The sequence below is a fragment of the Arthrobacter sp. UYP4 genome, from assembly GCF_057291175.1.
The window spans coordinates 1,305,711-1,327,677 of record NZ_JBXAVU010000001.1; the positions used below are offsets into that span (position 1 = coordinate 1,305,711).

Sequence of the window (21,967 nt, forward strand, 5' to 3'; positions counted from 1 at the left end):
CCTGCCGGGAGTGCGGTGTAGCGGGACGGCGATCCTTCGACCGGCGTCAACGGTCGGTCAGTACGAGGGCGTAGTCGAAGGGTTGCAGCGTGACGCCGTCCACGGTGTGGCCCGTGAGGGCGTCCTCGCCCGCCACCTCGATCTCCGTGGCTTCTACGCCGTGGTTGATGACGGTCAGCAACCGGCCACGGCGGATCGCCTCCACCATCCGTGGCAGTCCGGGCAGCACCGGCTCCACGCCCGCCGCCGCGAACAGGTGCCCGAGCACCTGCCGGGCGCCGTCGTCGTCGGGCACCGTGGCGAGGTAGTAGGCGGCTCCTGCCCCCTCGCGGCGCACTGTGAGTGCCGGCCGGCCGTGCTGGCGGGCCCCGTCGAAGGTCGCCAGCACCTCGGCGTCGACGACGTGGGCCTCCTCCGCGAGGTAGGAGCCCGCGAAGCCGAATCCGCGGCCGGCGATCCGCGCCTGCTGCTGCCCGGGCCCCTGCGAGTCCGGTGCGACGAGCGCGCCGAAGTCCTCGACGACGACCCCGAGCAGGTCGCGCAGCTGCGTGCCGAACCCGCCCGGACGGAAGCGGTCACTCTCGTCGACCACGTCGCTGAAGGCTGTGACCAGCAGGTGTCCGCCCTGCTCCACGAAGGCGACGAGGTTGCCGGCGGACTGGTCCGTGAGCAGGTAGAGGTGCGGAGCGACGACGGCGTCGTACGTCGTGAGGTCTGCCGTGGGCGGCAGGATGTCGACCTGCACATGGAGGCGGTGTGCGGTGTCGTACCAGCCCCGCACGAAAGACAGGTAGTCGAGGGAGGTGGGGTGGTCGGGGTTCTCGATGGCCCACCAGTTCTCCCAGTCGAGCAGGATGGCGACGCGCGAGGAACCGTCGTCGGCGGGCAGTCCCGGCAGCCGGTCGAGCTCCTTCCCGAGTGCCACCACCTCCCGCCAGGTCCGCGTCTGCGTCCCGGCGTGCGGCAGCATACCGGAGTGGAACTTCTCCGATCCCGCCCGCGACTGGCGCCACTGGAAGAACAGGATGCCGTCGGCTCCGCGGGCCACGGCCTGCATGCTCTGGGCTGCGAGCTGCCCCGGCGCCTTCGGCGCGTTCGACGGCCGCCAGTTGACGGCGTTGGACGCCTGCTCCATCAGCAGCCACGGGGTGCCCGGCTTGAGCGACCGCATGAGGTCCCCGTGGAAGGCGCCCTCGCGGAAGCTCTCGGGGTCGTTGGGGTCCGGGTACAGGTCGTCGCTGATGACGTCCAGCTCCGGCGCCCACTGTGCGTAGTTCGCCGGTTTGAAGGCGCCCATGAAATTGGTGGTGACGGGCTGCGTCGCGCCCGCGGCGCGGATGATGTCGCGCTCCATCCGGTAGCACTCGAGGAGCATGTCGGAGGTGAACCTGCGGTAGTCGAGGAGCTGGCCGGGGTTGTGGCTGTAGGGCGCGTGGCGGGGCGGGAAGACCTCGCCGAAGCTGCCGTAGCGCTGGGACCAGAACATGGTGCCCCAGGCCTCGTTCAGAGCGTCCACCGTCCCGTAGCGCTTCTCCAGCCAGAGGCGGAAGGCATCCCGAGCCGCATCGGAGTAGTCGACGTTGAGGTGGCAGCCGTACTCGTTGTTCACGTGCCAGAGCACCACGGCGGGGTGCTGCGCGTAGCGCTCCGCGATCCTCGTCACGAGTGCGGCGGCGAGCTTCCGGTAGGCGGGCGACGACGGCGCGTAGTGCTGGCGGCTGCCGTGCCAGTAGGGCGACCCGTGCTCGTCCGCGGCCAGCATCTCCGGGTAGGCGACGGTCGCCCAGGGTGGTGGCGACGCCGTCGCGGTGGCCAGGTCCACGGCGATGCCGGCGTCGTGCAGGAGGGCGATGATGCGATCCAGCCAGTCGAAGTCGAACTCGTGCTCGGACGGCTGGATCCGGGCCCACGAGAAGATCCCGAGGCTGACCATCGTCACCCCGGCCTCGCGCATGCGTGCCACGTCATCAGGCCAGATGTCCTCGGGCCACTGTTCGGGGTTGTAATCGCCGCCGTAATGCACGCGAGCTCCAGGGGTAGTCGGGGTGGTCGGAAGGATGGTCAGAACCGGGTGGGGCGGTCCCGCACGGAAGTCGCCAGCGCCGCGAACACCAGGCATCCGATGCCCGGGACCACGAGTGGTGGCAGCTGCCATGCGACGATCGCCGTCAGGCCCACCGCGAAGGCGAGCCAGGCGACGCCCGCCGGGTCACGCCGCACGTCGCGGACCCACTGGAGCCCGGCGGTGCGCCATGAGCGCGAGTCCTGCCAGCGGGCCGTCGTCCCGGCAAGGGCTGCCAGCAGGGCGACCAGCAGGACGACGCCCATCGCCAGGACGAACTCCCACCCCGGCAGGATCCGCGCAGCGGCGACGACGATGTCGAGCAGCAGGAGCGCGACGCCCAGCATGACGCCCAGACCCACGAGCCAGCCGGTCCGCAGGGCTGCGGTGAAGTCCGCAGCGAAGTGGCGGAGGGAGGAGTCCTCGGCGCGGAGGAAACGGTGGAGATGGGCCGAACCGGCAGCGAAGGCCGCAGGGATCATGACGATCCCGAGGCCCGCCACACAGCACAGCACCCCGACCCACAGGACCTCTCCGAACAGGGCGAAACGGGCGGACGCCCCGGGCCAGCGCAGGCCGCTTCCGTCGCGGGTGGCGGCTTCCCGCCCGCGAACGGCCTCGCGCCGGCGCCGGCTCATCCCTTGAGGCCCTGGGTGGCGACACCGTCGACGAGGAAGCGCTGGAAGATCACGAAGAACAGCATGACCGGCAGCAGTGCGAGCACGGAGATCGCGATGGTCGCGCCGTAGTCGGAGGTGCTCGTCTGGTCGTTGAAGATGCGCAGGGCGAGCGGCAGGGGGTACTTGTCCGGCGAGTTCAGGTAGAGCAGTGGGCCGAGGAAGTCGTTCCAGCTCCAGATGAACGCGAAGATCGACGAGGTGATGATGGCGGGCTTGATGAGCGGCAGGGTGATGGAGAAGAAGATCCTCGCGTGACCGCAGCCGTCGATGCGCGCGGCCTCGTCCAGTTCCCGGGGCAGGTTGCGGATGAACTGGACCATCAGGAAGACGAAGAACGCCTCCGTGGCCAGGAACTTGCCGGCCAGCAGGGGCCAGAAGGTGTCGATCAGTCCGAGGTTCCTGAAGATGATGTACTGCGGGATGATCAGCACGTGGAAGGGCAGGAGCAACGTCCCGATCATGGCGGCGAAGAGGATCTTGCTGCCGCGGAAGTTGATGCGGGAGAAGGCGTACGCGGCCATCGAGGACGAGATGACCGTGCCGATGACAGCACCGACGCCGAGGAGCAGGGAGTTGAGGAAGAACTTCCAGGTCGGGATCCCGGCAATGCCCTGCATCACCTTCACGAAGTTGTCGAAGGTCGGATTCTCGGGGAAGAAGCCCTGGTTGCTGCCAAACTCGGAGTTCGGCTTGAGCGACGCCGAGACCATCCACAGCAGCGGGTACAGCACGATGGCCGTGAGCGCGACGATGCCGATGATCCAGATCGCGGTCGGGATGTGCCGGCGCATCGGACGGCGCCGGGGCGCCCGCATGGTGGGCTCGTCGGGGTTCACCGGGACGGGGACGGCAGGGTTGGATTCGATCGTGGTCACTTGGAGTCTCCTGCGTAGTGGACCCAGCTCCTGGAGGTGCGGAACAGGATGAAGGCGAGGACGCCGACGGCGAGCAGCAGGACCCATGCCATCGCCGAGGCGTAGCCCATCTGGTTGTTGGCGAAAGCCCTCGTGTAGAGGTACACGGTGTAGAAGTTCGTGGCGCCGCCCGGGCCGCCTGTGCCGGAACCGATGATGTAGGCCGAGGCGAACACCTGGAAGGCATTGATCATCTCGAGGAGCAGGTTGAAGAAGATGACCGGCGAGAGCATCGGAACGGTCACGCTGAGGAACTTGCGCCAGGCGCGTGCGCCGTCCACCGATGCCGCCTCGTACAGCTCGGCAGGGACCCCTTTGAGCCCGGCCAGGAAGATGACCATCGGTGCGCCGAACTGCCAGATCGCGAGGAGGATCATCATCGGCATGATGAGCGACGGGTTGCCGATCCACCCGCCGAGGTTGATGCCGAAGAGGTTCAGCGTGCCGTCGACGGGGCCGTCGGTGGAGAACATGGCCCGCCAGACGATGGCGATGCTGACGCTCGCTCCGATGAGGCTCGGTGCGTAGAACGCCGAGCGGAAGAAGCCCGTGCCGCGTGCCTTGTAGTTCAGGAGCATCGCCACGCCGAGTGCGGCCGCGAGCTTGATGGGCGTTCCCACCAGGACGTAGACCAGGGTGATCCGCACCGAGCTCCAGAACTTCTCGTCCCCGGCCATGCGGGTGAGGTTCTCGAGCCCGGTCCACTCGGGAGCGGTGAAGAGGTTGTAGTCGGTGAACGCGAGGTACAGCGAAGCCACCATGGGGCCGAGGGTGAGGCCGATGAAGCCGAGCAGCCACGGGGAGAGGAAGACGTAGCCCGCCACGGTGTCGCGATTTCGGGAACGGCGGGGCCGGGGCGTGCCCGTCCGGCGGCGGGCCGCCGGACGGGCACCGGATTCGGCGGTGCGGGCTGTTGCTGGCGCGTGCGCCGAGTCCGTTGTCACGATCTAACTCCTTTGTCTGCCTAGCTACCGAGCGTGACGGAGGCTTCGTCGAAGAACTGCTTCGCGGCGTCCTCCGGGGTCACGGCGCCCAGTCCGATGGACTTGCCGAGGTCCCAGAACGTCTGCTCGATGGCGCCGAAGCCGGCGACCGGTGCCGCCGGAGCGTCGCCCATGCGACCTTCGATGGAATCGAGGTAGTCCTTGACGGCCTTGTCCGGTCCTTCAAGGTTCGCACCCTCGAGCTGCGTCTCCGAGGCGGGGATGCCGAGTGTCGCGCCGAAGATCTCGCCGACCTCCGGGCTGTTGATGAGGAAGTCGACGAATGCCGCCGCTGCCTCGGGGTGCTCGGTCGAGGAGGATGCAGCCTGCATCAGGCCGACCTTGCGGTACAGGTCCTTCTCGTCCGGGCTGTCGGTGGGAGGAGCGACGATGGTGATCTCCTCGGCTCCGGAGTCTCCCAGGTAGCCGCCGAGGAAGTTGCTCCAGCTCATCTCGCTGGTGGTCAGGTTGCCACCGAAGCCGGAGACCGGGTTGATCTCCTCGAGCTTGCTCTGCGGAACGGTGACCTTGTCGCGGTTCTCCTGGCCCTCGGTCCAGTGCTCGACGAGCTCCTCCTGCGTGAAGTTGAGCTCGCCGTCCTCGGTGAACAGCTCGCGGCCCTGCTGGCGCAGCTTCAGCTCGAGGTCCTGGATGCGCTGGGTGGTGTCGGTTCCTCCGTACACCGTTCCGCCCGTGGCGTCGGTGACGGACGCCATGTACGTGTTGTAGTCGTCCCAGCTCGTGCCGCCCTCGTAGGGCTCGACGCCGGCGTCGGCGAGCAGTGCCGGGTTCTGGAACACCGACCACGCGCTGTAGCCGGTGGGGATGGCGAAGGTGCCGTCCTCGAGCTTGCCGGTGGACAGCAGGCTCTCGTCGATGGCGTCGGTGGTGATGCCGTTGCCGAAGTAGTCCTCGAGGTTCAGGAGCAGGCCGTTGTCGCCGTACTGACGGAGGTAGGTGTAGTCGAACTGCATGACGTCCGGCAGTCCGCCGCCCGCCGCCTCGGTCTGGCGCTTCTCCCAGTACGACGGGTAGTCGGTGAACGTGTCGTTGATCGTGATGTTCGGGAACTTCTCCTCGAACGCCGCGATGGCCTTGTCGTAGCGGGCGGCGCGGTCGTCGTTGCCCCAGAACGTGTAGTTGAGGGTGATCTCTTCCTCGGTGTTCAGTGCTGCAGGTTCGCCCCCGCCGCCGCCACAACCGGTCAGGGCCAGGCCGGTGGCGGCCAGGGCTGCAACGCCCGTCAGGGTGCGCCGTGAGAATGTGCGGAACATCTTTGTCCTCCTGGAAAACTTCTTCGTCAGCCATCGTTGGACGCCTCTGGGAAAGCGTTATCCCACAGCGTAGATTGAATCGTATCAATGGTCAACAGCCTGATCCGGGCGAGCTTGTCCGCGCTCTATCTTCGCCCATCGAAGCCATGAAAGGATGCACCCCATGCCTCAATTCGACCTGCCCCTGTCCCAGCTACGGAGCTATCTGCCGGATCGCGACGAACCCGCCGACTACGACGCCTTCTGGGACAAGACCCTCGCTGAGCAGCGGACGCACGCCGCCTCCCCTTCCTTCGAGGAGGTGGACGCGGGCTACACCCAGCTGGTCACGGAGGACGTCACGTTCGCCGGTTACGATGGCCAGCCGGTGAAGGGCTGGCTGCTCACCCCGCGTCACCTTCCCGGCCCCCTGCCGACCGTCGTCACCTACATCGGCTACGGTGGCGGGCGCGGCCTGCTCGGCGAATGGACCGGACTGCCCAGTGCGGGGTTCGCGCACTTCGTCATGGACCTCCGGGGCCAGGGCTCGGGCCACCGGCCCGGCGACACCGCGGACGGCGCCCTCAACGGGCCCCACGTCGGCGGCTTCATGACGCTCGGCATCGAGGATCCCGCGACCTACTACTACCGCCGGCTCTTCGTGGACGCCGTCCACGCCGTCGAGGCCGCGCAGGCGCACCCCGCCGTGGATCCGTCCCGCGTGGTGATCTCCGGAGGCAGCCAGGGCGGAGGCATCACCCTCGCCACGGCGGCTCTCGCCCAGCGCGTCATCGACACCCCGCCCATCGGCGCGATCGTCGATGTCCCGTTCCTCGCACACATGCGGCGAGCCACGGAGATCGTCGACACGGTCCCCTACTCGGAGATCGCGAAGTATCTCGGCACGCGCCGGAACGCGGTCGACTCCGTCTTCCGCACGCTCAGCTACTTCGACGGCGTGAACTTCGCGACGCGCAGCACCATCCCGGCGATGTTCTCGGTGGGCCTGCTCGACGACGTGTGCCCGCCGTCGTGCGTGTTCGCCGCGCACAACCACTACGCCGGCCCGAAGCGCATGAAGGTGTACCCGTACAACGGGCACGAGCAGGGCGGCGCCTTCCAGGACGTGGAGCACCTGGCCTTCATCCGGGAGCTCACGGGCTCCTGAGGCCTCTTGGGCCGCGTGCGGACGACGGCGGGGATCGCCCACACTCCCGGCTCTCCCATGGTCGCGGGGAGGGCCGGTCAGGCGCGGTGCAGCCGGGCCGCGCGGTCCTGGAACCAGAGCAGCAGTTCGCGCAGGGCCGCGACGGACTCCTGCGGATCGTCCCCGCCCTCGATGTCTGCGAACGTGCTGCGGAACCCGGGAATGTCCTCCGCAGCCACATCGGAGGCGGGCTCGTACGCCATGGTCCAGTCCGGGAACTGCCGTTCGTCGATGGTCTCCCGGAGGAGGACGCGGACGTCCAGGTGCCGGGGATCCGCGGCGATGATGGACATGCGTTCGCGCAGGACGTCCGCCGGCCCCTCGATGACCTGGAGGAATCGTCCGCTGCGGTACAGCAGCATCCCCGTCAGGTGCGCACGGGCATTGTTCTCCCTGCTCAGGGCCAGCAGTGCGCTGAGATCGCCGTCGTCGAACAGCTGGGCTGCGGTGCTCGAGTAGACGATCGACAGCAGGTCTTGGGGGTTTCGGCTCACAGGGCACAATCTACCCAACGGCCGCCGACCGTGGGGCGGCCCGGGCTCCGGCAGGACCGCGTGCCCGTCCGCACGCGATCCTGCCTAAAGTTCTGCTCGGCGTCGTCAGCCCAGCGTGGTGAGGACCGCCGATCCCGCGTACCCGAGCTGGACCCGGGCCTCGTCGGACACGGTGCCCGGCTTCGTCTGCTCCAGCCGGTCGAGGAACTTCTGCAGGGCCCGCACCGCGTTGCCGGACTGGTCCCTCTCCACGGCGCGCTGGGCCTGGTCGAGCGAGGTCCGTAGCTGCTGCGCGGCCGGACCCGAGACGTCGCCCGCCGCGATGGCCTGCTCGAGCTGTCGCTGCAGGGCGGGAAGCGCACCGGGCAGAAACGCGTCCGGGACGGGGACACCGGTGAAGTCGGTGTCCGAGGCCAGGTAGAAGCCGGTGTAGGCAGGCTGGTTGTAGGCCGTGTTCTGGCGGGCGATCTCCGCGCGGTACTGCGGATCGTGCATCAGGGTGTACAGCTTCCGGTCCGTCACCTCGGTGCTCACGAAGATCCGGATGGCAGAGCTGTCCGCCGTCCGGACCAGCAGTTCCTCGCGCCAGTCGCCGAGGACATCCGCGACGAGCGACGGGTTGCCCTTGGTGCCGTTGTTCGTGCGCGTGCCGGTCGCCGTGAGCAGGCGGCCGCGCTTCGCGTCGTCGATGGTGGCGGACTGGCTGCCGGTGCCGTTGACGAGCTGGGTGGTGCCATCGGCGGCCCAGCGGATGCTCATGTTCGTCCCCGGGCCGTTGCCCGGAAGGAGCTGCCCCGACGCCGAGCGGAGCCCCACGGCCCAGTTCTCGATGCCGCGGACGGCGGGATCGATGTCGCCGATCATGCCGCGGCCGGTGTCCCTGCCCGTGTAGCCGCCGAACAGGACCTCGCCGTTCGATGCATCCCGCATGGCCCAGCCGTAGGGAGCCCCCGTCGCACCCTCGTGCACGGAGAAGATCTCCTGGCCGGGGCGGTCCGGGTCGATGTCGGTGACGTGGATCGCGTCGCCGTGGCCCAGCTTCGCCTCCGTCCCGGGGGCGGAGCTGCCGGCGGGGAGGATGTCGGACGAGCTGTAGAGGAGCGAGCCGTCGTCATCGATGGTGGCGCTGCCGTAGACGATCTCCTGCCTGCCGTCGCCGTCGACGTCCGCGGCGCTCAGCGAGTGGAACCCCTGCCCGGACAGCGCGCCGAATTCCTCGCTGCTGCCCCTGCCGCCGTGCGGCCCGTCGTTGAAGGGGTTGGACATGGGGACGTGGCCCGAATCGACGGCCCAGTCCTGGGCCAGGCGCTCCCCGTCCCAGCTGTAGGACACGATGTTGGCCCGCGTGTAGTAGCCCCGGGCAAAGACGGCCGACGGGTTCTCGCCGTCGAGGTACACCACGCCGGCGAGGAAACGGTCCACGCGGTTGCCGGGCTCGATGCGGGCCATGGCGTAGTCCCCCCACAGCAGGCCGTCGTCTCCTCGGCCCGGTTCGTAGGGGACGGTCTCGAGTTCGGCACCGGTGGCTCCCTCGAACACGCTGAGGTACTCGGGTCCGTCGACGATGAAGCCCTCGAAGGCACGGAGGTTGTTCCGCGCGCTCCGGGACGGGGCGTAGACGTCGATGAAGTAGTCCGCCATCGCGCGGGCGTCGGCGTCCGACAGCGGGTAGTCGTAGCGCTGCGCGATCCCGAAGGCCTCCTCGAGCGTGGCGGGCCAGTTCCCCGCGGCGACCTCGGGGTGGTCCTGCCAGCCCTTGAACATCCCGACGACGTGCTCGTAGTAGCCTGCGGCATCCAGCCGGTAGTCGTCCGTGTCCGTGTAGCCGGCGGTGACGTCGGCCTCGGGCAGTGTCACGTAGCGTTCCGAGGTGACCGCTCCGTCGGGTCCGTAGGTGATGGTCTTCGTCCCGGGCGCCGTCTTGAGCATCAGCTCGGACCGGCCGTCGCCGTCGAAGTCCGACACCAGGAACTGCGTGTAGTGGGCGCCGGACCGGATGTTGACGCCGAGGTCGACCCGGCTCAGCAGGCGCCCCTCCGCCGTGTAGGTGTCGATGTAGGTGTTGCCCGTGTACCCGATCTGGGAGACGTCCTTGGAGTTCGAGGGATCCCACTTCACGAAGTACTCGTAGGCGCCGTCCCCGTCGACGTCGCCGACGCTCATGTCGTTCGCCGCGTAGGTGTAGGCCTCGCCCGCCGGCGTCACGCCGTCGGCCGGTCTGGTCAGCGGCAGGTCGGTGTACGCCTGCGTCCAGGGTGCCACCTCGGCGCTCAGCTCCACCTCGACCCCGTCGACGACGGCACCCACGCTGTACCGGGCGGCGGCCGCCGCGCCTTCCCCGGTCACGGCAGTATCGAGGTAGTTGGTGCTGTCCGTGACGGTGGCGACGGGTTCGCCGTTCCGGTAGACCGTGAAGTCGGTGCCCGTCAGGCGGTCCGCCGTCGCGCCGGCTACCTCGCCCGCCTTGAGCCGCCAGCTGAGGAACACACCCTGGGGCGTCGCGGCGGCGACCAGTCCCCGGTCCAGGTAGTCGAGTTGCACTCCCCCGATCGGAGCGGTGTTGCCGGCTCCCTGGCCCTGCGCCATGGCGGGGACGGCGAGACCGGAGAGGGTGAGGAGGGTGCCCGTGGCGAGGGCGACGCAGGTCGAGACCGCGGTTTTCTTGACCGAACTCATCATTGAATCCTTTGATTGGAAAACGCTTTCCTTCACCAACCTAGGTTTCGGGGCTCCCGGCGTCAAGGTCCGACCACGAAAAAGGGAGCAGCCGGAGCTGCTCCCTTTCCCTGCCGTCGGCCGATCAGGCGGAATGGCCCGGCGCGTGCTGCACGATGATCTCGCGCACGGGACCGTACAGCGGGTGCTCCGCTTCGAGGCCCGTGATCGTCGTCGTCGCCTCGCCCGGCTCCTGGGAGGCCAGGATCTCGGCCAGTGCTGCGACCTCGGGATCGTCGGCGGCCGAGAAGGCCAGTGCGGCCTGCATGGCCTCGAGCAACGCGGCCGGGTGGACGCCGGTCTCGGCCAGTTCGGCGGCCGGACCGACGAACCGCTCCTTGCGGCTCAGCTTCCGCAACGGCGCCCTGCCGACGCGCACCACCGTGTCCGGGAGGTGCTGGTTGGTGAAGCGGCGCAGGATCTTCTGCACGTAGGCCTCCTGCTCCGCCGCGTCGAACCCGTGCTTGGAGACGAGCAGCTGCTTCGTCTCGTCGAGCACGGCCCGCACCTTCGCGGCGATCGCCTCGTCCGCCATGGCGTCGGCGATCTTCTCGACGCCGGCCGCGTACCCGAAGTAGGCGGCCGACGCGTGGCCGGTGTTCACCGTGAACAGTTTCCGCTCGATGTACGGCTCGAGGTCGTCGACGTAGGTCGCGCCGGGGATCTCAGGTGCGTTGCCCTTGAACGGGGTGCGGTCGATGACCCATTCGAAGAAGGTCTCCACGGTGACGTCGAGCCCCTGCCCGGGCGCCTGGTTCGGCACGATCCGGTCCACGGCGGTGTTGGCGAACACCGCGCGTGACGCGAGGTCCAGGGCCGCACCGTCGTACGTCTGCTCGACCTCGCGGCGCAGGATGTCCGTCGCGTTGATGGCGTTCTCACACGCCATCACCTGCAACGGAGCGAGCTCGTCGCTACGCCGGGCGATCGCCCGGGCGATGACCGGCGCGAGGAACTTGAGGACGTTCGGCCCCACGGCGGTGGTGACGATCTCCGCCGTCGCGATCTCCGCGACGACGTCCTCCTCCTGCGACCGCGAGTTGAGGGCACGGTAGTTGTCCACCGTCTTCACCGCCGGCTCCTCGCCGACCTCGTGGACGTCGTAGCTGGACGTCGAGGCCAGCTGATCGATCAGGGCATCCGCGACATCGGCGAAGACCACCTCGTACCCGGCTTCGTGGAGCAGGAGCCCCACGAAGCCGCGTCCGATGTTCCCGGCTCCGAAATGTACTGCCTTCACTAAGCATTGACCTTTCCGAAGAGGGCGAGGACCTCGTCCACCGAGGTGGCCTCGTCGAGCTTGGCGACCTGGTCCTTGTCGGAGAAGACACGGGCGATCGCGGAGAGGATGGACAGGTGCTCGTTGTTGACGCCTGCGACGCCCACCACGAACTTCACCTGCTTGCCGTTCCAGTCGATGCCCTCCGGGTAGCGCACGATCGACACGGCCGAGCGCTTGATCAGGTCCTTCGCCGCGTTGGTGCCGTGCGGGATGGCGAGGAAGTTGCCCATGTAGGTCGGGACGGACTTCTCGCGCTCGTGCATCGCTGTGACGTAGCTCGAGTCGACCGCACCGCGCTCGACCAGCAGGCGGCCGGCCTCGTTGATGGCGTCCTCCTGGGTGGTCGCCCTGCCGTTCAGCACGACGCTCTGCTCGGCGAGGACGTCATTGGCACCGGTGCCTGCGCCGTCGGTGTCCGCGTCGGCCTCCGATGACGCGGCGGCCGGCATCGGGTTCTTCGGATCGACCCCACCTTCGGCCGAGGCACTGGCGCGCACCAGTTCGACGATCTCGTCATAGCGCGGGCTGTTCATGAAGTTATCGACGGAGACGTGCGTCGCGCGCTGCGTCAGGGGCTCGGCGCGGGCGGCGAGGTCCTGGTGCGTCACGACGACGTCGTAGTCGTCCTTCAGGTTGGCGATGGCGAGGTTCGTGACCTTGACGTCCGGGAAGCCGGCCGCCTTGATCTTGTTGCGGAGCACCGAGGCACCCATCGCGGAGGAGCCCATGCCGGCATCGCAGGCGAACACGATGTTGCGGATCGGTCCGTCCGTGGCGGACGTCGAGCGGAAGTTCCCGGCGACGGAGCTCTTCTTGCCCTTCAGGCCCTCCATCTTCGAGGCGGCACCGGCGATGTCGTCGTCCGTCGACTTCGAGGTCTTCAGGATGACCGAGCCGATCAGGAAGGAGACCGCAGCGGCCATCAGGACCGACAGGGTGATGCCGATGAAGCTGTCCTGGGCGGTCGCGGCGTAGACGGCGATGATGCTGCCCGGTGCGGCGGGCGAGCGCAGGCCGGCACCGGTGAGCACGAGGGTGAAGATACCGGCCATGCCGCCGCCGATGACGGCGAGGACCATGAGGGGCTTCATCAGGACGTACGGGAAGTAGATCTCGTGGATGCCGCCGAGGAACTGGATGATGATGGCGCCGGGAGCCGACGACTTGGCCATGCCGCGGCCGAAGACCGCGTAGGCGAGCAGCAGGCCGAGCCCTGGGCCGGGGTTCGCCTCGAGCAGGAACAGGAGCGACTTGCCCGTCTCGGTCGCCTGTTCCGTGGCGAGCGGGGTGAGCACGCCGTAGTTGATGGCGTTGTTCAGGAACAGGATCTTGGCGGGCTCGATCAGGATGCTCGTGAAGGGCAGGAGTCCCGAACTGACGAGGAAGTCCACGCCCCTGCCGGCTGCGTCGCTGAAGAGCGTGACCAGCGGGCCGACGGCGAGCAGACCGAAGACCGCCATGAGTGCGGCGAAGATACCGGCGGCGAAGTTGTTCACCAGCATCTCGAAGCCGGGGCGGATCTTGCCGTCCCAGATGCTGTCGATCTTCTTCATGAGGTAGGCGGTCAGCGGGCCCATGATCATGGCGCCGATGAACATCGGGATGCTCGTGCCGACGATCACGCCCATGGTCGCGGCCGCGCCGACGACGCCGCCACGGGTCTCGTAGATCATCTTGCCGCCGGTGTAGCCGATGAGCAGCGGAAGCAGGTAGGTGATCATCGGACCGACGAGGCCGACGTTCGGATCGCCGGCCTCGTTCTCGCCGAAGCCCCCGAGCACGCCCACCGGGAAGTAGCCGGCCTCGATGAACAGTGCCGTGATGAGGCCCCACGCGATGAACGCGCCGATATTGGGCATGATCATTCCGGACAGGAACGTCCCGAATTTCTGGACGCGGACCCGGGCACTGGTGCCGGACCTCGCTTCTAGTTGTGTTGCCACATTCTTTCCTTACCGTTGTCCCCGCAACTCTGCGGAGAGGGATGGGTGATGACCGGGAAGCGTCAGCTTCCCGACCTGCTGGAGATGCGCTGGAGCCATTCGAGGAAGAGCTTCAGTTCGGAGCTGGAGAGCTGGTCGGGGTGCGAGGACTGCAGCGCGGCATTGAGGGCGATCGCCGCCACGACCACGGAGGGTGTCCCCTCCGTGTCGGTGGTGGGGTCGCCCTCGGAATCCGTGGCCACGGCCGAGATCACGGCTTCCCGCGTCATGGCGGAGAGCTCGAGGTTGCGTTTCGCCGCAGGTTCCGCGATCAGCATGAGCGTGACGCCGATGTTGGCGGCGAGCATGCTGCGGGCGGCTTCACGCGGTGAGACGACGAGGCGGGCCGCCGCGGCCGCCCGCGCCAGCACCTCCTCGAGGAACGCCTCCGCGCTGGCCACCATGGATGGCCTGCGCTCGGGCCGGATGTTGCCGAACATCACCAGGTAGAGGTGCGGATGGTCGAGGCCGAACTGAACGTGGTTGTCCCAGTGCATCCGGAGGTCCTCGATCGGTTGTCCCGACGTCGGGAGGCCCCTCTCGGCGTCGAGGTACTCCGAGAAACCCTCGGCGACGACGGCGTCGAACAGGCCTTCCTTGTCACCGAAGTGGTGGTACAGGGTCGGAGCGGTCACCCGGGCGGCTTCGGTGATCTGCCGGGTGGAGACGGGCTCGCCGTTGGACTCCGCGAGCAGTGCTGCGGCGGCCCTCAGCAGCCTGTCCTTAGGCGCTGGTTCGCCTACTTTTTTCATGCCTGCTACCGTAGCACCTATAGCACCGTTATATGAACTGCATCACAAATAGTTTTTGCCTCGAGCGGCACAATGGTGCTAGACCGAAACACACCGGCAAGGAGACAAGGACGTTCAATGGAGAATTTCGCAGGGGTCGGAGTCAGCCCCGGACGCGTGATCGGTCCGATCCGCCACATGCCGAAGTCGGTCGGCGAACCTCCAGCCGGTGAACGGCACGACTCCCCGGACGCTCCCGAGGCCGCCGTCGCAGCCCTGAAGGCCGCCTCCAAGGCCGTCCAGGAGGAGCTGAAGCGCAGGGCGGGGATCGCCAAGGGCGATGCCAAGGCCGTGCTGCAGGCGACCTCGCTGATGGCGGCCGACCCCATGCTGCTGAAGTCCGCGACCAAGCTGATCAACAACGGCACGTCACCCGCGCGTGCCGTCTGGGAAGCCGGCGCGTCCGTCGCCGAGATGCTCCACAACCTCGGCGGCTACATGGCCGAACGCACCGCCGACGTCCTCGACGTCCGCTCCCGCATCGTGGCCGAGCTGCGCGGCCTGCCCGCACCGGGCATCCCGTCGTCGGACACGCCCTTCGTCCTCGTCGCCGAGGACCTCGCACCCGCCGATACCGCCACCCTGGATCCGGCTGTCGTCCTCGCCCTCGTCACCTCCGGCGGAGGACCGCAGTCGCACACCGCCATCATCGCCCGCTCCCTCGGCCTGCCCGCCGTCGTCGCCGCCGTGGGCGTCGACGACATCGCCGACGGCACGGACGTCTTCGTGGATGGAGCGGCCGGCACGATCGCACTCGACCCGGGAGCCGAGGAGGAGGCAGCCGCCGAGGCCTACAAGGCGGCCGCGGCCGCGCTCACGGTCTTCGACGGCACCGGCGTCACCGCCGACGGGCACGAGGTCCCCCTGCTCGCCAATGTCGGCGGAGCGAAGGACGCCGTCAAGGCCGCCGAGGCGAAGGCCCAGGGGGTCGGCCTCCTCCGCACCGAGTTCTGCTTCCTCGAGCGGGACACGGAGCCGACGGCGGAGGAGCAGATCGAGGCGTACAAGGGCGTCTTCGACGCCTTCCCGGGCAAGAAGGTGGTGGTCCGCACCCTGGACGCCGGCGCCGACAAGCCCCTGCCCTTCCTCACCGACGCCAGCGAACCGAATCCCGCCCTGGGTGTCCGCGGCTACCGCACCGACCTCACGTCCCCGGGGGTGCTGGAGCGCCAGCTCCAGGCGGTCGCCGACGCAGCATCGCAGGCCAGTGCCGATGTCTGGGTCATGGCGCCGATGATCTCGACGGCCGAGGAGGCCGCGGACTTCGCCAAGCTGTGCAGCAATGCCGGCCTGCAGACCCCGGGCGTCATGGTGGAGGTCCCGTCCGCGGCACTGATGGCCGAGGCGATCCTCGGCGAGGTGGCCTTCGCGAGCCTCGGCACCAACGACCTCACGCAGTACACCATGGCGGCGGACCGCCAGCTCGGCTCGCTCGCCGCGCTGAACAACTCCTGGCAGCCCGCCGTCCTGCGCATGGTGCAGCTGACGGTGCAGGGTTCCGCAGCAGAAGGGCATGCGAAGCCCGTCGGCGTGTGCGGTGAGGCCGCGGCCGACCCCGCCCTCGCGGTCGTCCTCGTGGGCCTCGGCGTCTCGACGCTGTCCATGACACCGCGAGCGCTCGCGGGAGTCGGCGCCGTCCTCAACAGCGTCACCCTCGCCGAGGCGCAGCGCATCGCAGGCATCGCCGTCGCCGCCCCGACCGCGGCGGAGGCCCGGGCTCGTGCACGCGCCGAACTGCCCGTCCTGGAGTCCCTGGGGCTGTAGCGGGAACATCCCGCGGCCCGCCCGACCGCGTCCCCTTCGACGGGACGCGGTCGTCAGCCGCTGTGCGACGGTGCCCGGCCTAGGACCGGATCGCTGCCGCTGCTGCGTCGACGAACGCGGAGTCCGACATCCGCCCGTCGGCGACGAGCAGCGACCAACCCCAGTCGAACGCCTGGCCCGGGCCGAGGTGCAGCTCCGAGTGGAAGAAGGGTGCGGCGCACAGCATCGGTGTGCCGGCGCTGCGGACGAACCACGGCGAGGGCCCGCCGGGATTGCCCGGAGCGGGCACCATCAGCACCGATGCGGTCGGCGACCTGAGGCCGAGCCATGAGCGTCTGCTGCCCATGGCGTCCTCCTCGCTCAGGGACCCGATACCGGACCCCGCGCCGGTGGACCCGGGCGCGAGCCCGGGGTCATCCGGGCCGGAGGACGCAGGCACGTGCCCGGGGTCATCCGGCCCGGCGGCAGCGCCCGCGACGATGTCGGCGCCGTCGAACGATGACGCCAGGCGCAGGAAGAATCCCCCGTACCCCGCGTTCGCCCGGCCCGCCGTCGTCGGACTCCCGAAGGCCAGCGCACCCGCGCTGGTGTTGACCCACCGGCTCCGCACCGAGGTGAGCATCCAGTCGGCGCCGGCGTGGACGGTCCGAGCGCCCCATTTCCGGTCCTCGTCCAGGAACGCGCTCCCGTCCGCCGCGCACCACTCGAGCCGCTGCAGGACACCGGGGTCCCCGCCCACGTCGACGCCCTGCTGGGAGCCGTTGTTCGGCAACTGCACGTAGCCCTGACCCTCGCTGTACGTCGGCCCGCCCCAGAGGTTGACCGGGTAGCGCTGGCCTGCGACGGCGACATTGGACACGGCGATGCCGAGGCCCCAGTGCCAGGGGTGGTCGGCCGGCCCGCAGTCGCTGACGGTGCCGCCCGTGGGCGTCGACACCGGGTGCAGGAAAGGCCGGGGCGAATGCTCGGCGGGCGCTCCCCCGCCGTCGTGCAGGACGCCGGCGAGCCGGCCGTCCGCCGTCCGGACGGGCGTGGGACCGGTCACGCCGCGGGTCCGTGCGGCCGAGCCCCGAGGAGGGCTTCTGGGCGACCCGCCGGTCGGCCTTCGATGACCGGCGCCGTGAGGGCGCCGCGCAAGGCAGGATCTGCGAGGTCGGCCCGCGAGATCCAGCGGCCCTCACGTGCCGAGGCGTACATGGCGCTGACGATCTCCAGTGCGCGGGCCGGGTGTCCCACGACCCCGGGCATGCCGCCTCCGGCCAGCAGTGAGCCGTAGATCTCGGCGAACAGGGCATCGTGCCCGCTCGGGACCTCCTGCTCGGGGAGCGCCCAGGACGCCGCTGTCCGCTCGTCGACATGGGGTGCCGGCGCGATCTTCCAGTGCGCGTGCCCGTGGCCGTAGAGGTGCTCCAGTTCGATCGTCGCGTTCTCGGTATCGATCCGGAGGAGGCTCGACTCCCGCGGCGCGAGGACGGTGGTGACCACGGAGGCGACGGCCCCCGACGCGAAGACGAGGGACGCGTGGGACAGATCCTCGGTCTCGACGTCCCGTCCGAGCCGCCACATCGTGGCCTGCACGGCGGACCACTCGCCCAGCAGGTAGGCCAGCAGGTCCACCTGGTGGCTTCCGTGGCTCAGCGTGGTGCCGCCTCCCTCGGTGGCCCAGGTCCCGCGCCAGGGAACGGCGAAGTACTCCGCCGTCCGGTACCAGTTCGTCTGGCACAGCGCCGAGAGGGTCCGTCCGAACGCACCCGAGTCCAGCAACTCCTTGACGTGCGCGGCGGCCGTCCCCGAGCGCTGCTGGAAGACGACGGCGAGGCCGCGCTGGGCGGCGCGACCGACCTCGACCATGGTGTCGAGTTGGATGAGGCTCAGGGCCGCGGGCTTCTCGACCACCACGTGGGCTCCTGCCCCGAATCCCGCCGCCGTCTGTTCGGCATGTCCGCCGGGGGGCGTGCAGATGTGGAGGGCATCGACGCTGACGGCCGCGAGCATGTCCTCGAGCGACGCCGAACGGGAATCGATGCCGTACATGTCGGCGAAGGCCGCGAGGTGCTGCTCGGAGGGATCCGCAGCTGCGACCAGTTCCACTCCGGGCAGGAGGCGTAGCGCTCGGGCGTGGAGGTGGGCCACCCCACCGGTTCCCAGGATGGCCGCCCTGAGCGGCCCGGCCGTCGCAACCTCCGGGCCGGGAGCGGACTCTGTGCCGGACTCGGCAGCGGACTCGGCGACTGGACTCGGCAGGGGCACGGAGACCTCCATCATCGGCAGGGTTGCGGTCCTCGGAACACTAACAGAGAAAGCGTTTACCCGGCCGGGCAGGCGCGAGCGGGCATCGTTCGGCGTCGTGCAAGAATGGCCCTTTCCGCAATTCGCAGGGCGTGGCCCGAGGCTACCGCCCACACCATCAGGAGTGCACGCAATGTCTGCACCGGCAAGCAAGAGTCCCGCGACGCTGCACGATGTCGCCAGGGAGGCCGGAGTCTCGCTCGCGACGGCATCGCGGTCCCTGAACGGCAGCGCGCGGAAGGTGAACGAGGCCTACCGGCAGCGCGTGGTCGAAGCGGCCCAGCGACTCGGCTACACCACCAACCTCTTCGCGCAGGCCGTGGCCAAGGGCAGCACCACCACGGTGGCCCTGCTCGTGGCCGACATCGCGGACCCCTACTTCTCCAGCATCGCGGCGGGAGTGATCGATGCGGCGAGCGAGGAGGGGCTCGTGGTGACGATCGCCGTCACGGGCCGCAACGCCCAGCGTGAGCTCGACACGGTGCGGGCCCTGCGTGGGCAGCGTCCCCGCGTCATGATCCTCGCGGGATCCCGGACCACCGGCTCCGCCTTCGAGGAGCACCTGCGGGCCGAGCTCTCCTCCTTCGAGGACACGGGCGGCAAGGTCGCCTTCATCAGCCAGGACGCGGCGCCCTTCGCGACCGTCCTCCTGGACAACCGTGGCGGCGCACGTCACCTCGCCGTCACCCTGGCGGGCCTCGGCTACCGGGACTTCGCCGTCATCGCCGGACCGCCCGAGATCAGGACCTCCGAGGAACGCCTGGACGGCTTCACGGCGGGACTGGCGGAGCACGGCATCCCCCTTCCCCCCGAGCGCATCGTCCACGCCGACTTCACGCGCGACGGCGGCTACCGCGGCACCCAGGAACTGCTCGCCTCGGGAGCGCCCGTGGACCTGGTCTTCGCGGCCAACGATGTCATGGCCGTCGGCGTCGTGTCCGCCCTGCGCGACGCGGGGATCGTGCCCGGCGAAGGGATCGGCGTGGCGGGTTACGACGACATCCCGACGGTCCGCGACATCACGCCGGCCCTGACCACCGTGCGCATCCCCCTCGAGGACGTCGGACGGCGTGCCCTCCAGCTCGCGACGGGAACGGCCTATGACGGCGCCTCCGCGGAGAACGGCACAGGTCCGGCCCCCATCCCCACGGAGACGATCATCAGGGACAGTACGCCGCGTCGCTAGGACGGGGCATCACAGGGGCAGGATCGGCCCGGGTGCGGCCGTCCGGCGGGCCAGCTCCGCGACGTCGTCCAGCGGCAGCTCGGCGACCTCGGCGACGACCTCGATGTCCTCGCCGTGGCTGAGCGCCTCGGTCACGGCTTCCTTCAGGATCAGTTCGGCGCGGTCGAGCTCGAACTCGACATCCTCCTTGTCCGCTGCTGCGACGCGGATCTTCTGCAGATCACCGTTCGTCATGGCGTTGCGCGTACCTCACTTCCTGGCTCGACGGCATCGACGCCGGCGCACCTCCTCCAGGGTGTCCTCCGGACGGCTCGTCCGAGGCGCGGTGTCGGTGGCGTCGTCGCGACAATCCTAACCAGACACCTGCCTCCACGAGATGAAAAGCAGGTGACGGATGCCTTGCCACGGGGTGGACCGGCCCCGCACCGAGTTGGCCGGCAGCCCCGGCGTGCAGCGCCTACCCGCACGCGGTGTCCGCCGCAACAACCATCTGCATCACGGCGCCCATTCCCCTCCCGCCCGGCTAGGATGGGAGCAGCGGATCGGCGGCAACGTGCGATCGTGGTCTAGCAGAAGGCCCGTGGCGCCGGGATCAGGCCCGGCATGACGTTCGAGGCTACTGATGGACCTATTTCCCCCCTCCAACGAGTTGGGTGCGACGCTCGGTCGCATCCGCGGACTCGTGCTCACGCAGGAGACGGCGCAGCACGCCGTCGACCTCCTCGCACAGGTGGCGCAGGAGACGACACCCAATGCGTCGGGCGCGGGCGTGTCACTCATCCACGAGTCGCAGCGGACCAGCGTGGGCGCGACGGACGCGCTCGTCCGCACTGCCGACGATCTCCAGTACACCCTGTCCGAGGGACCGTGCCTGACGGCGTGGTCCACACGGTCGCCGGTGACGATCGACGACACGAGCACCGACGTGCGGTTCCCGCAGTGGAGCGCGGCGGCGGCCGACGCCGGCGTCCGGTCCTGCTTCAGCGTGCCCCTCCTGAGGGGCCGCGACTCCCTCGGCGCCATGAAGGTCTATTCGACCGTCCCCGCCGCGTTCGACGACGCCGACCGTGCCCGCCTCACGAGCCTGTCGATCGCCGCCTCCGCCCTGCTCGGACACGTGCAGACATCGGAGACATCGACCCGGATCAGCAGCGAGTTGCGCGAGTCGCTGCGCTCGCGCGACCTCGTCGGCATCGCGAAGGGGATCCTGATGGAACGCGAGGGCCTTACCGAGTCGGAGGCACTCACGGCACTGACCGCCCGTGCCCGCATCACCGGGGTGCCGTTCCGGCAACTCACCGCGGACATCGTGAACGGTCACGGTGACCACGGAACGGAGGATGCGTCCCGATGACATTCCCCTACTCGGAGGAACAGCGGGCGATGATCACGGCGGCCATCGTCGAATCGGGCTTCTCGACGGGTGAGGTGTGGCTCCACTACTTCTCGCTGAGCGGCGAGGTGGACGAGTACGAGGTGGAGGCCTACCTGGCGGGCCTGATGCCGATGCCCGCCCTCGAATGCGACCTGCTCGCCCTCGCCGTGAACGAGCTCATCGACGAGCTGCCCCCCAGGCGCCGCGCACCGTTCAGCGACGAGCTCGCGCGGGCGCACGCCGGAGCCGGGGACGCCCCGTCGCCGTGATCGAGTGTCGGACCCGCGGCATACCCTCGTCGCATGGCAGAACGACCGGGGTGGCACGGCATCCCTCCCAGCGCTGACAGGTTCATCCCACCGCTCCAGCTCGACGCTCCGTCCACCGGCATCACGGAGCCCCTGCGATCGCCCGCACTGTGGGTGGACCTCGACTACCCCGACGGCTCCACCTGCACCCGGAAGGGTTTCGCGATGGCCTGGACGGACACGGCCGTGCGTGCCCAGTGGATCGAGTACTCACGGGCGCGGGAAGCATGGGTCGACGCCGCACGGTGCCGGCGTCGGGACCTGAAGCCCTCGGCGGCACACGCCGCCTGAGCGCACCCGCTCTCAGGTTCCCGCCCGTCGCCCTCGTAGAGTGGGCGCATGGACAAGCCGGCATGGCACCCCGCGGTGCGCACGGGTGGGCGTGGCTAGGGCCGCCGGCTGGCACGGCCTCCCGCCGACCACGCATCGGTTCATGGCCCCGCTCCAGCTCGAAGCACCCACCGAGGGAATCACCGAGTCCGTCTCCCCCGCGCCGGCCCTCTGGGTGGACCTCGAGTACCCCGACGGCTCCCGGCAGACCGTCCGTGCATTCGCCATGGCGTGGACCGCTTCGGCGGTACGCGCCCAATGGGTCGAATTCTCCATCGCCCGCGAGGCGTGGGTGCGCCCGGACCAGTGCACCCGGCGTGAAATCCCGGGCCGTCCCGGCCCGGGCCGCTGA

At 69.3% G+C, this 21,967-nt stretch carries 20 protein-coding genes; 7 read left to right on the top strand and 13 right to left on the bottom strand.

Annotated features, from left to right (window positions below):
* Positions 1-46: 46 nt before the first annotated feature.
* From AC0Z9V_RS06055 to AC0Z9V_RS06075, 5 genes are read right to left on the bottom strand one after another with little or no spacing between them, the layout of a single operon-like run.
* Positions 47-2,023 carry a beta-galactosidase gene (locus AC0Z9V_RS06055; protein ID WP_485141019.1) on the bottom strand — a complete coding sequence of 659 codons (1,977 nt, stop codon included), beginning with the start codon at positions 2,021-2,023 and terminating at the stop codon, positions 47-49.
* Positions 2,024-2,061: 38 nt separating this feature from the next.
* Positions 2,062-2,700: a hypothetical protein gene (locus AC0Z9V_RS06060; RefSeq protein WP_485141020.1), complete on the bottom strand. Its 639-nt coding sequence runs from the start codon at positions 2,698-2,700 to the stop codon at positions 2,062-2,064.
* Positions 2,697-3,557, bottom strand: a complete 861-nt coding sequence (locus tag AC0Z9V_RS06065; protein WP_485141280.1) for a carbohydrate ABC transporter permease — start codon at positions 3,555-3,557, stop codon at positions 2,697-2,699. Before AC0Z9V_RS06065 ends, AC0Z9V_RS06060 begins: the two co-directional genes overlap by 4 nt.
* Before the next feature lie 56 nt (positions 3,558-3,613).
* Positions 3,614-4,600: a carbohydrate ABC transporter permease gene (locus AC0Z9V_RS06070; protein WP_459267133.1), complete on the bottom strand. Its 987-nt coding sequence runs from the start codon at positions 4,598-4,600 to the stop codon at positions 3,614-3,616.
* A 20-nt stretch (positions 4,601-4,620) separates the two neighbouring features.
* Positions 4,621-5,913 (bottom strand): ABC transporter substrate-binding protein, encoded by a 1,293-nt coding sequence (locus AC0Z9V_RS06075; protein WP_133082483.1) that lies wholly within the window; start codon positions 5,911-5,913, stop codon positions 4,621-4,623.
* Positions 5,914-6,076: 163 nt separating this feature from the next.
* Here AC0Z9V_RS06075 and AC0Z9V_RS06080 point away from each other — a divergent pair, with 163 nt between their 5' ends.
* Positions 6,077-7,060 carry an acetylxylan esterase gene (locus AC0Z9V_RS06080; protein WP_485141021.1) on the top strand — a complete coding sequence of 328 codons (984 nt, stop codon included), beginning with the start codon at positions 6,077-6,079 and terminating at the stop codon, positions 7,058-7,060.
* Positions 7,061-7,137: 77 nt separating this feature from the next.
* On the opposite strand, the gene AC0Z9V_RS06085 is transcribed toward AC0Z9V_RS06080, so the two are convergent.
* From AC0Z9V_RS06085 to AC0Z9V_RS06105, 5 genes are all read right to left on the bottom strand, one after another.
* Positions 7,138-7,593, bottom strand: coding sequence for a BLUF domain-containing protein (locus AC0Z9V_RS06085; protein WP_485141022.1), 456 nt, complete (start codon positions 7,591-7,593; stop codon positions 7,138-7,140).
* Between the two features lie 105 nt (positions 7,594-7,698).
* The gene (locus AC0Z9V_RS06090; protein ID WP_485141023.1) at positions 7,699-10,269 is read right to left on the bottom strand and encodes a rhamnogalacturonan lyase; all 2,571 of its coding nucleotides are present in this window, start codon (positions 10,267-10,269) and stop codon (positions 7,699-7,701) included.
* Positions 10,270-10,393: 124 nt separating this feature from the next.
* The gene (locus AC0Z9V_RS06095; protein WP_485141024.1) at positions 10,394-11,548 is read right to left on the bottom strand and encodes a mannitol-1-phosphate 5-dehydrogenase; all 1,155 of its coding nucleotides are present in this window, start codon (positions 11,546-11,548) and stop codon (positions 10,394-10,396) included.
* Positions 11,548-13,533, bottom strand: coding sequence for a PTS mannitol transporter subunit IICBA (locus AC0Z9V_RS06100; protein WP_485141025.1), 1,986 nt, complete (start codon positions 13,531-13,533; stop codon positions 11,548-11,550). The genes AC0Z9V_RS06095 and AC0Z9V_RS06100 overlap by 1 nt, the downstream gene beginning before the upstream one ends.
* Before the next feature lie 62 nt (positions 13,534-13,595).
* Positions 13,596-14,324 carry a TetR/AcrR family transcriptional regulator gene (locus AC0Z9V_RS06105; protein WP_133082478.1) on the bottom strand — a complete coding sequence of 243 codons (729 nt, stop codon included), beginning with the start codon at positions 14,322-14,324 and terminating at the stop codon, positions 13,596-13,598.
* A 117-nt stretch (positions 14,325-14,441) separates the two neighbouring features.
* Between AC0Z9V_RS06105 and ptsP the strand changes: the two genes are divergently transcribed.
* Positions 14,442-16,127, top strand: coding sequence for a phosphoenolpyruvate--protein phosphotransferase (gene ptsP / locus AC0Z9V_RS06110; RefSeq protein WP_485141026.1), 1,686 nt, complete (start codon positions 14,442-14,444; stop codon positions 16,125-16,127).
* A gap of 79 nt (positions 16,128-16,206) precedes the next feature.
* On the opposite strand, the gene AC0Z9V_RS06115 is transcribed toward ptsP, so the two are convergent.
* Both AC0Z9V_RS06115 and AC0Z9V_RS06120 read right to left on the bottom strand, forming a co-directional pair.
* On the bottom strand, positions 16,207-17,172 hold the full coding sequence (locus AC0Z9V_RS06115) for a DUF6807 family protein (RefSeq protein WP_485141027.1): 966 nt from the start codon (positions 17,170-17,172) through the stop codon (positions 16,207-16,209).
* Entirely contained in the window at positions 17,169-18,377 is a 1,209-nt protein-coding gene (locus AC0Z9V_RS06120; protein WP_485141028.1) for a Gfo/Idh/MocA family protein, read from the bottom strand. Before AC0Z9V_RS06120 ends, AC0Z9V_RS06115 begins: the two co-directional genes overlap by 4 nt.
* A 172-nt stretch (positions 18,378-18,549) precedes the next feature.
* Here AC0Z9V_RS06120 and AC0Z9V_RS06125 point away from each other — a divergent pair, with 172 nt between their 5' ends.
* Positions 18,550-19,602, top strand: a complete 1,053-nt coding sequence (locus tag AC0Z9V_RS06125) for a LacI family DNA-binding transcriptional regulator (RefSeq protein ID WP_485141029.1) — start codon at positions 18,550-18,552, stop codon at positions 19,600-19,602.
* A 9-nt stretch (positions 19,603-19,611) separates the two neighbouring features.
* Here AC0Z9V_RS06125 and AC0Z9V_RS06130 read toward each other — a convergent pair whose 3' ends face one another.
* On the bottom strand, positions 19,612-19,836 hold the full coding sequence (locus tag AC0Z9V_RS06130; protein WP_133082473.1) for a hypothetical protein: 225 nt from the start codon (positions 19,834-19,836) through the stop codon (positions 19,612-19,614).
* 388 nt (positions 19,837-20,224) lie between these two features.
* Here AC0Z9V_RS06130 and AC0Z9V_RS06135 point away from each other — a divergent pair, with 388 nt between their 5' ends.
* From AC0Z9V_RS06135 to AC0Z9V_RS06150, 4 genes are all read left to right on the top strand, one after another.
* Complete coding sequence (locus tag AC0Z9V_RS06135) at positions 20,225-20,956, top strand: GAF domain-containing protein (RefSeq protein ID WP_133082472.1); 732 nt, start codon at positions 20,225-20,227, stop codon at positions 20,954-20,956.
* The gene (locus AC0Z9V_RS06140; RefSeq protein ID WP_133082471.1) at positions 20,953-21,246 is read left to right on the top strand and encodes a hypothetical protein; all 294 of its coding nucleotides are present in this window, start codon (positions 20,953-20,955) and stop codon (positions 21,244-21,246) included. The genes AC0Z9V_RS06135 and AC0Z9V_RS06140 overlap by 4 nt, the downstream gene beginning before the upstream one ends.
* 33 nt (positions 21,247-21,279) lie before the next feature.
* Positions 21,280-21,576: a hypothetical protein gene (locus tag AC0Z9V_RS06145; protein ID WP_133082470.1), complete on the top strand. Its 297-nt coding sequence runs from the start codon at positions 21,280-21,282 to the stop codon at positions 21,574-21,576.
* 142 nt (positions 21,577-21,718) lie between these two features.
* On the top strand, positions 21,719-21,967 hold the full coding sequence (locus AC0Z9V_RS06150) for a hypothetical protein (protein ID WP_133082469.1): 249 nt from the start codon (positions 21,719-21,721) through the stop codon (positions 21,965-21,967).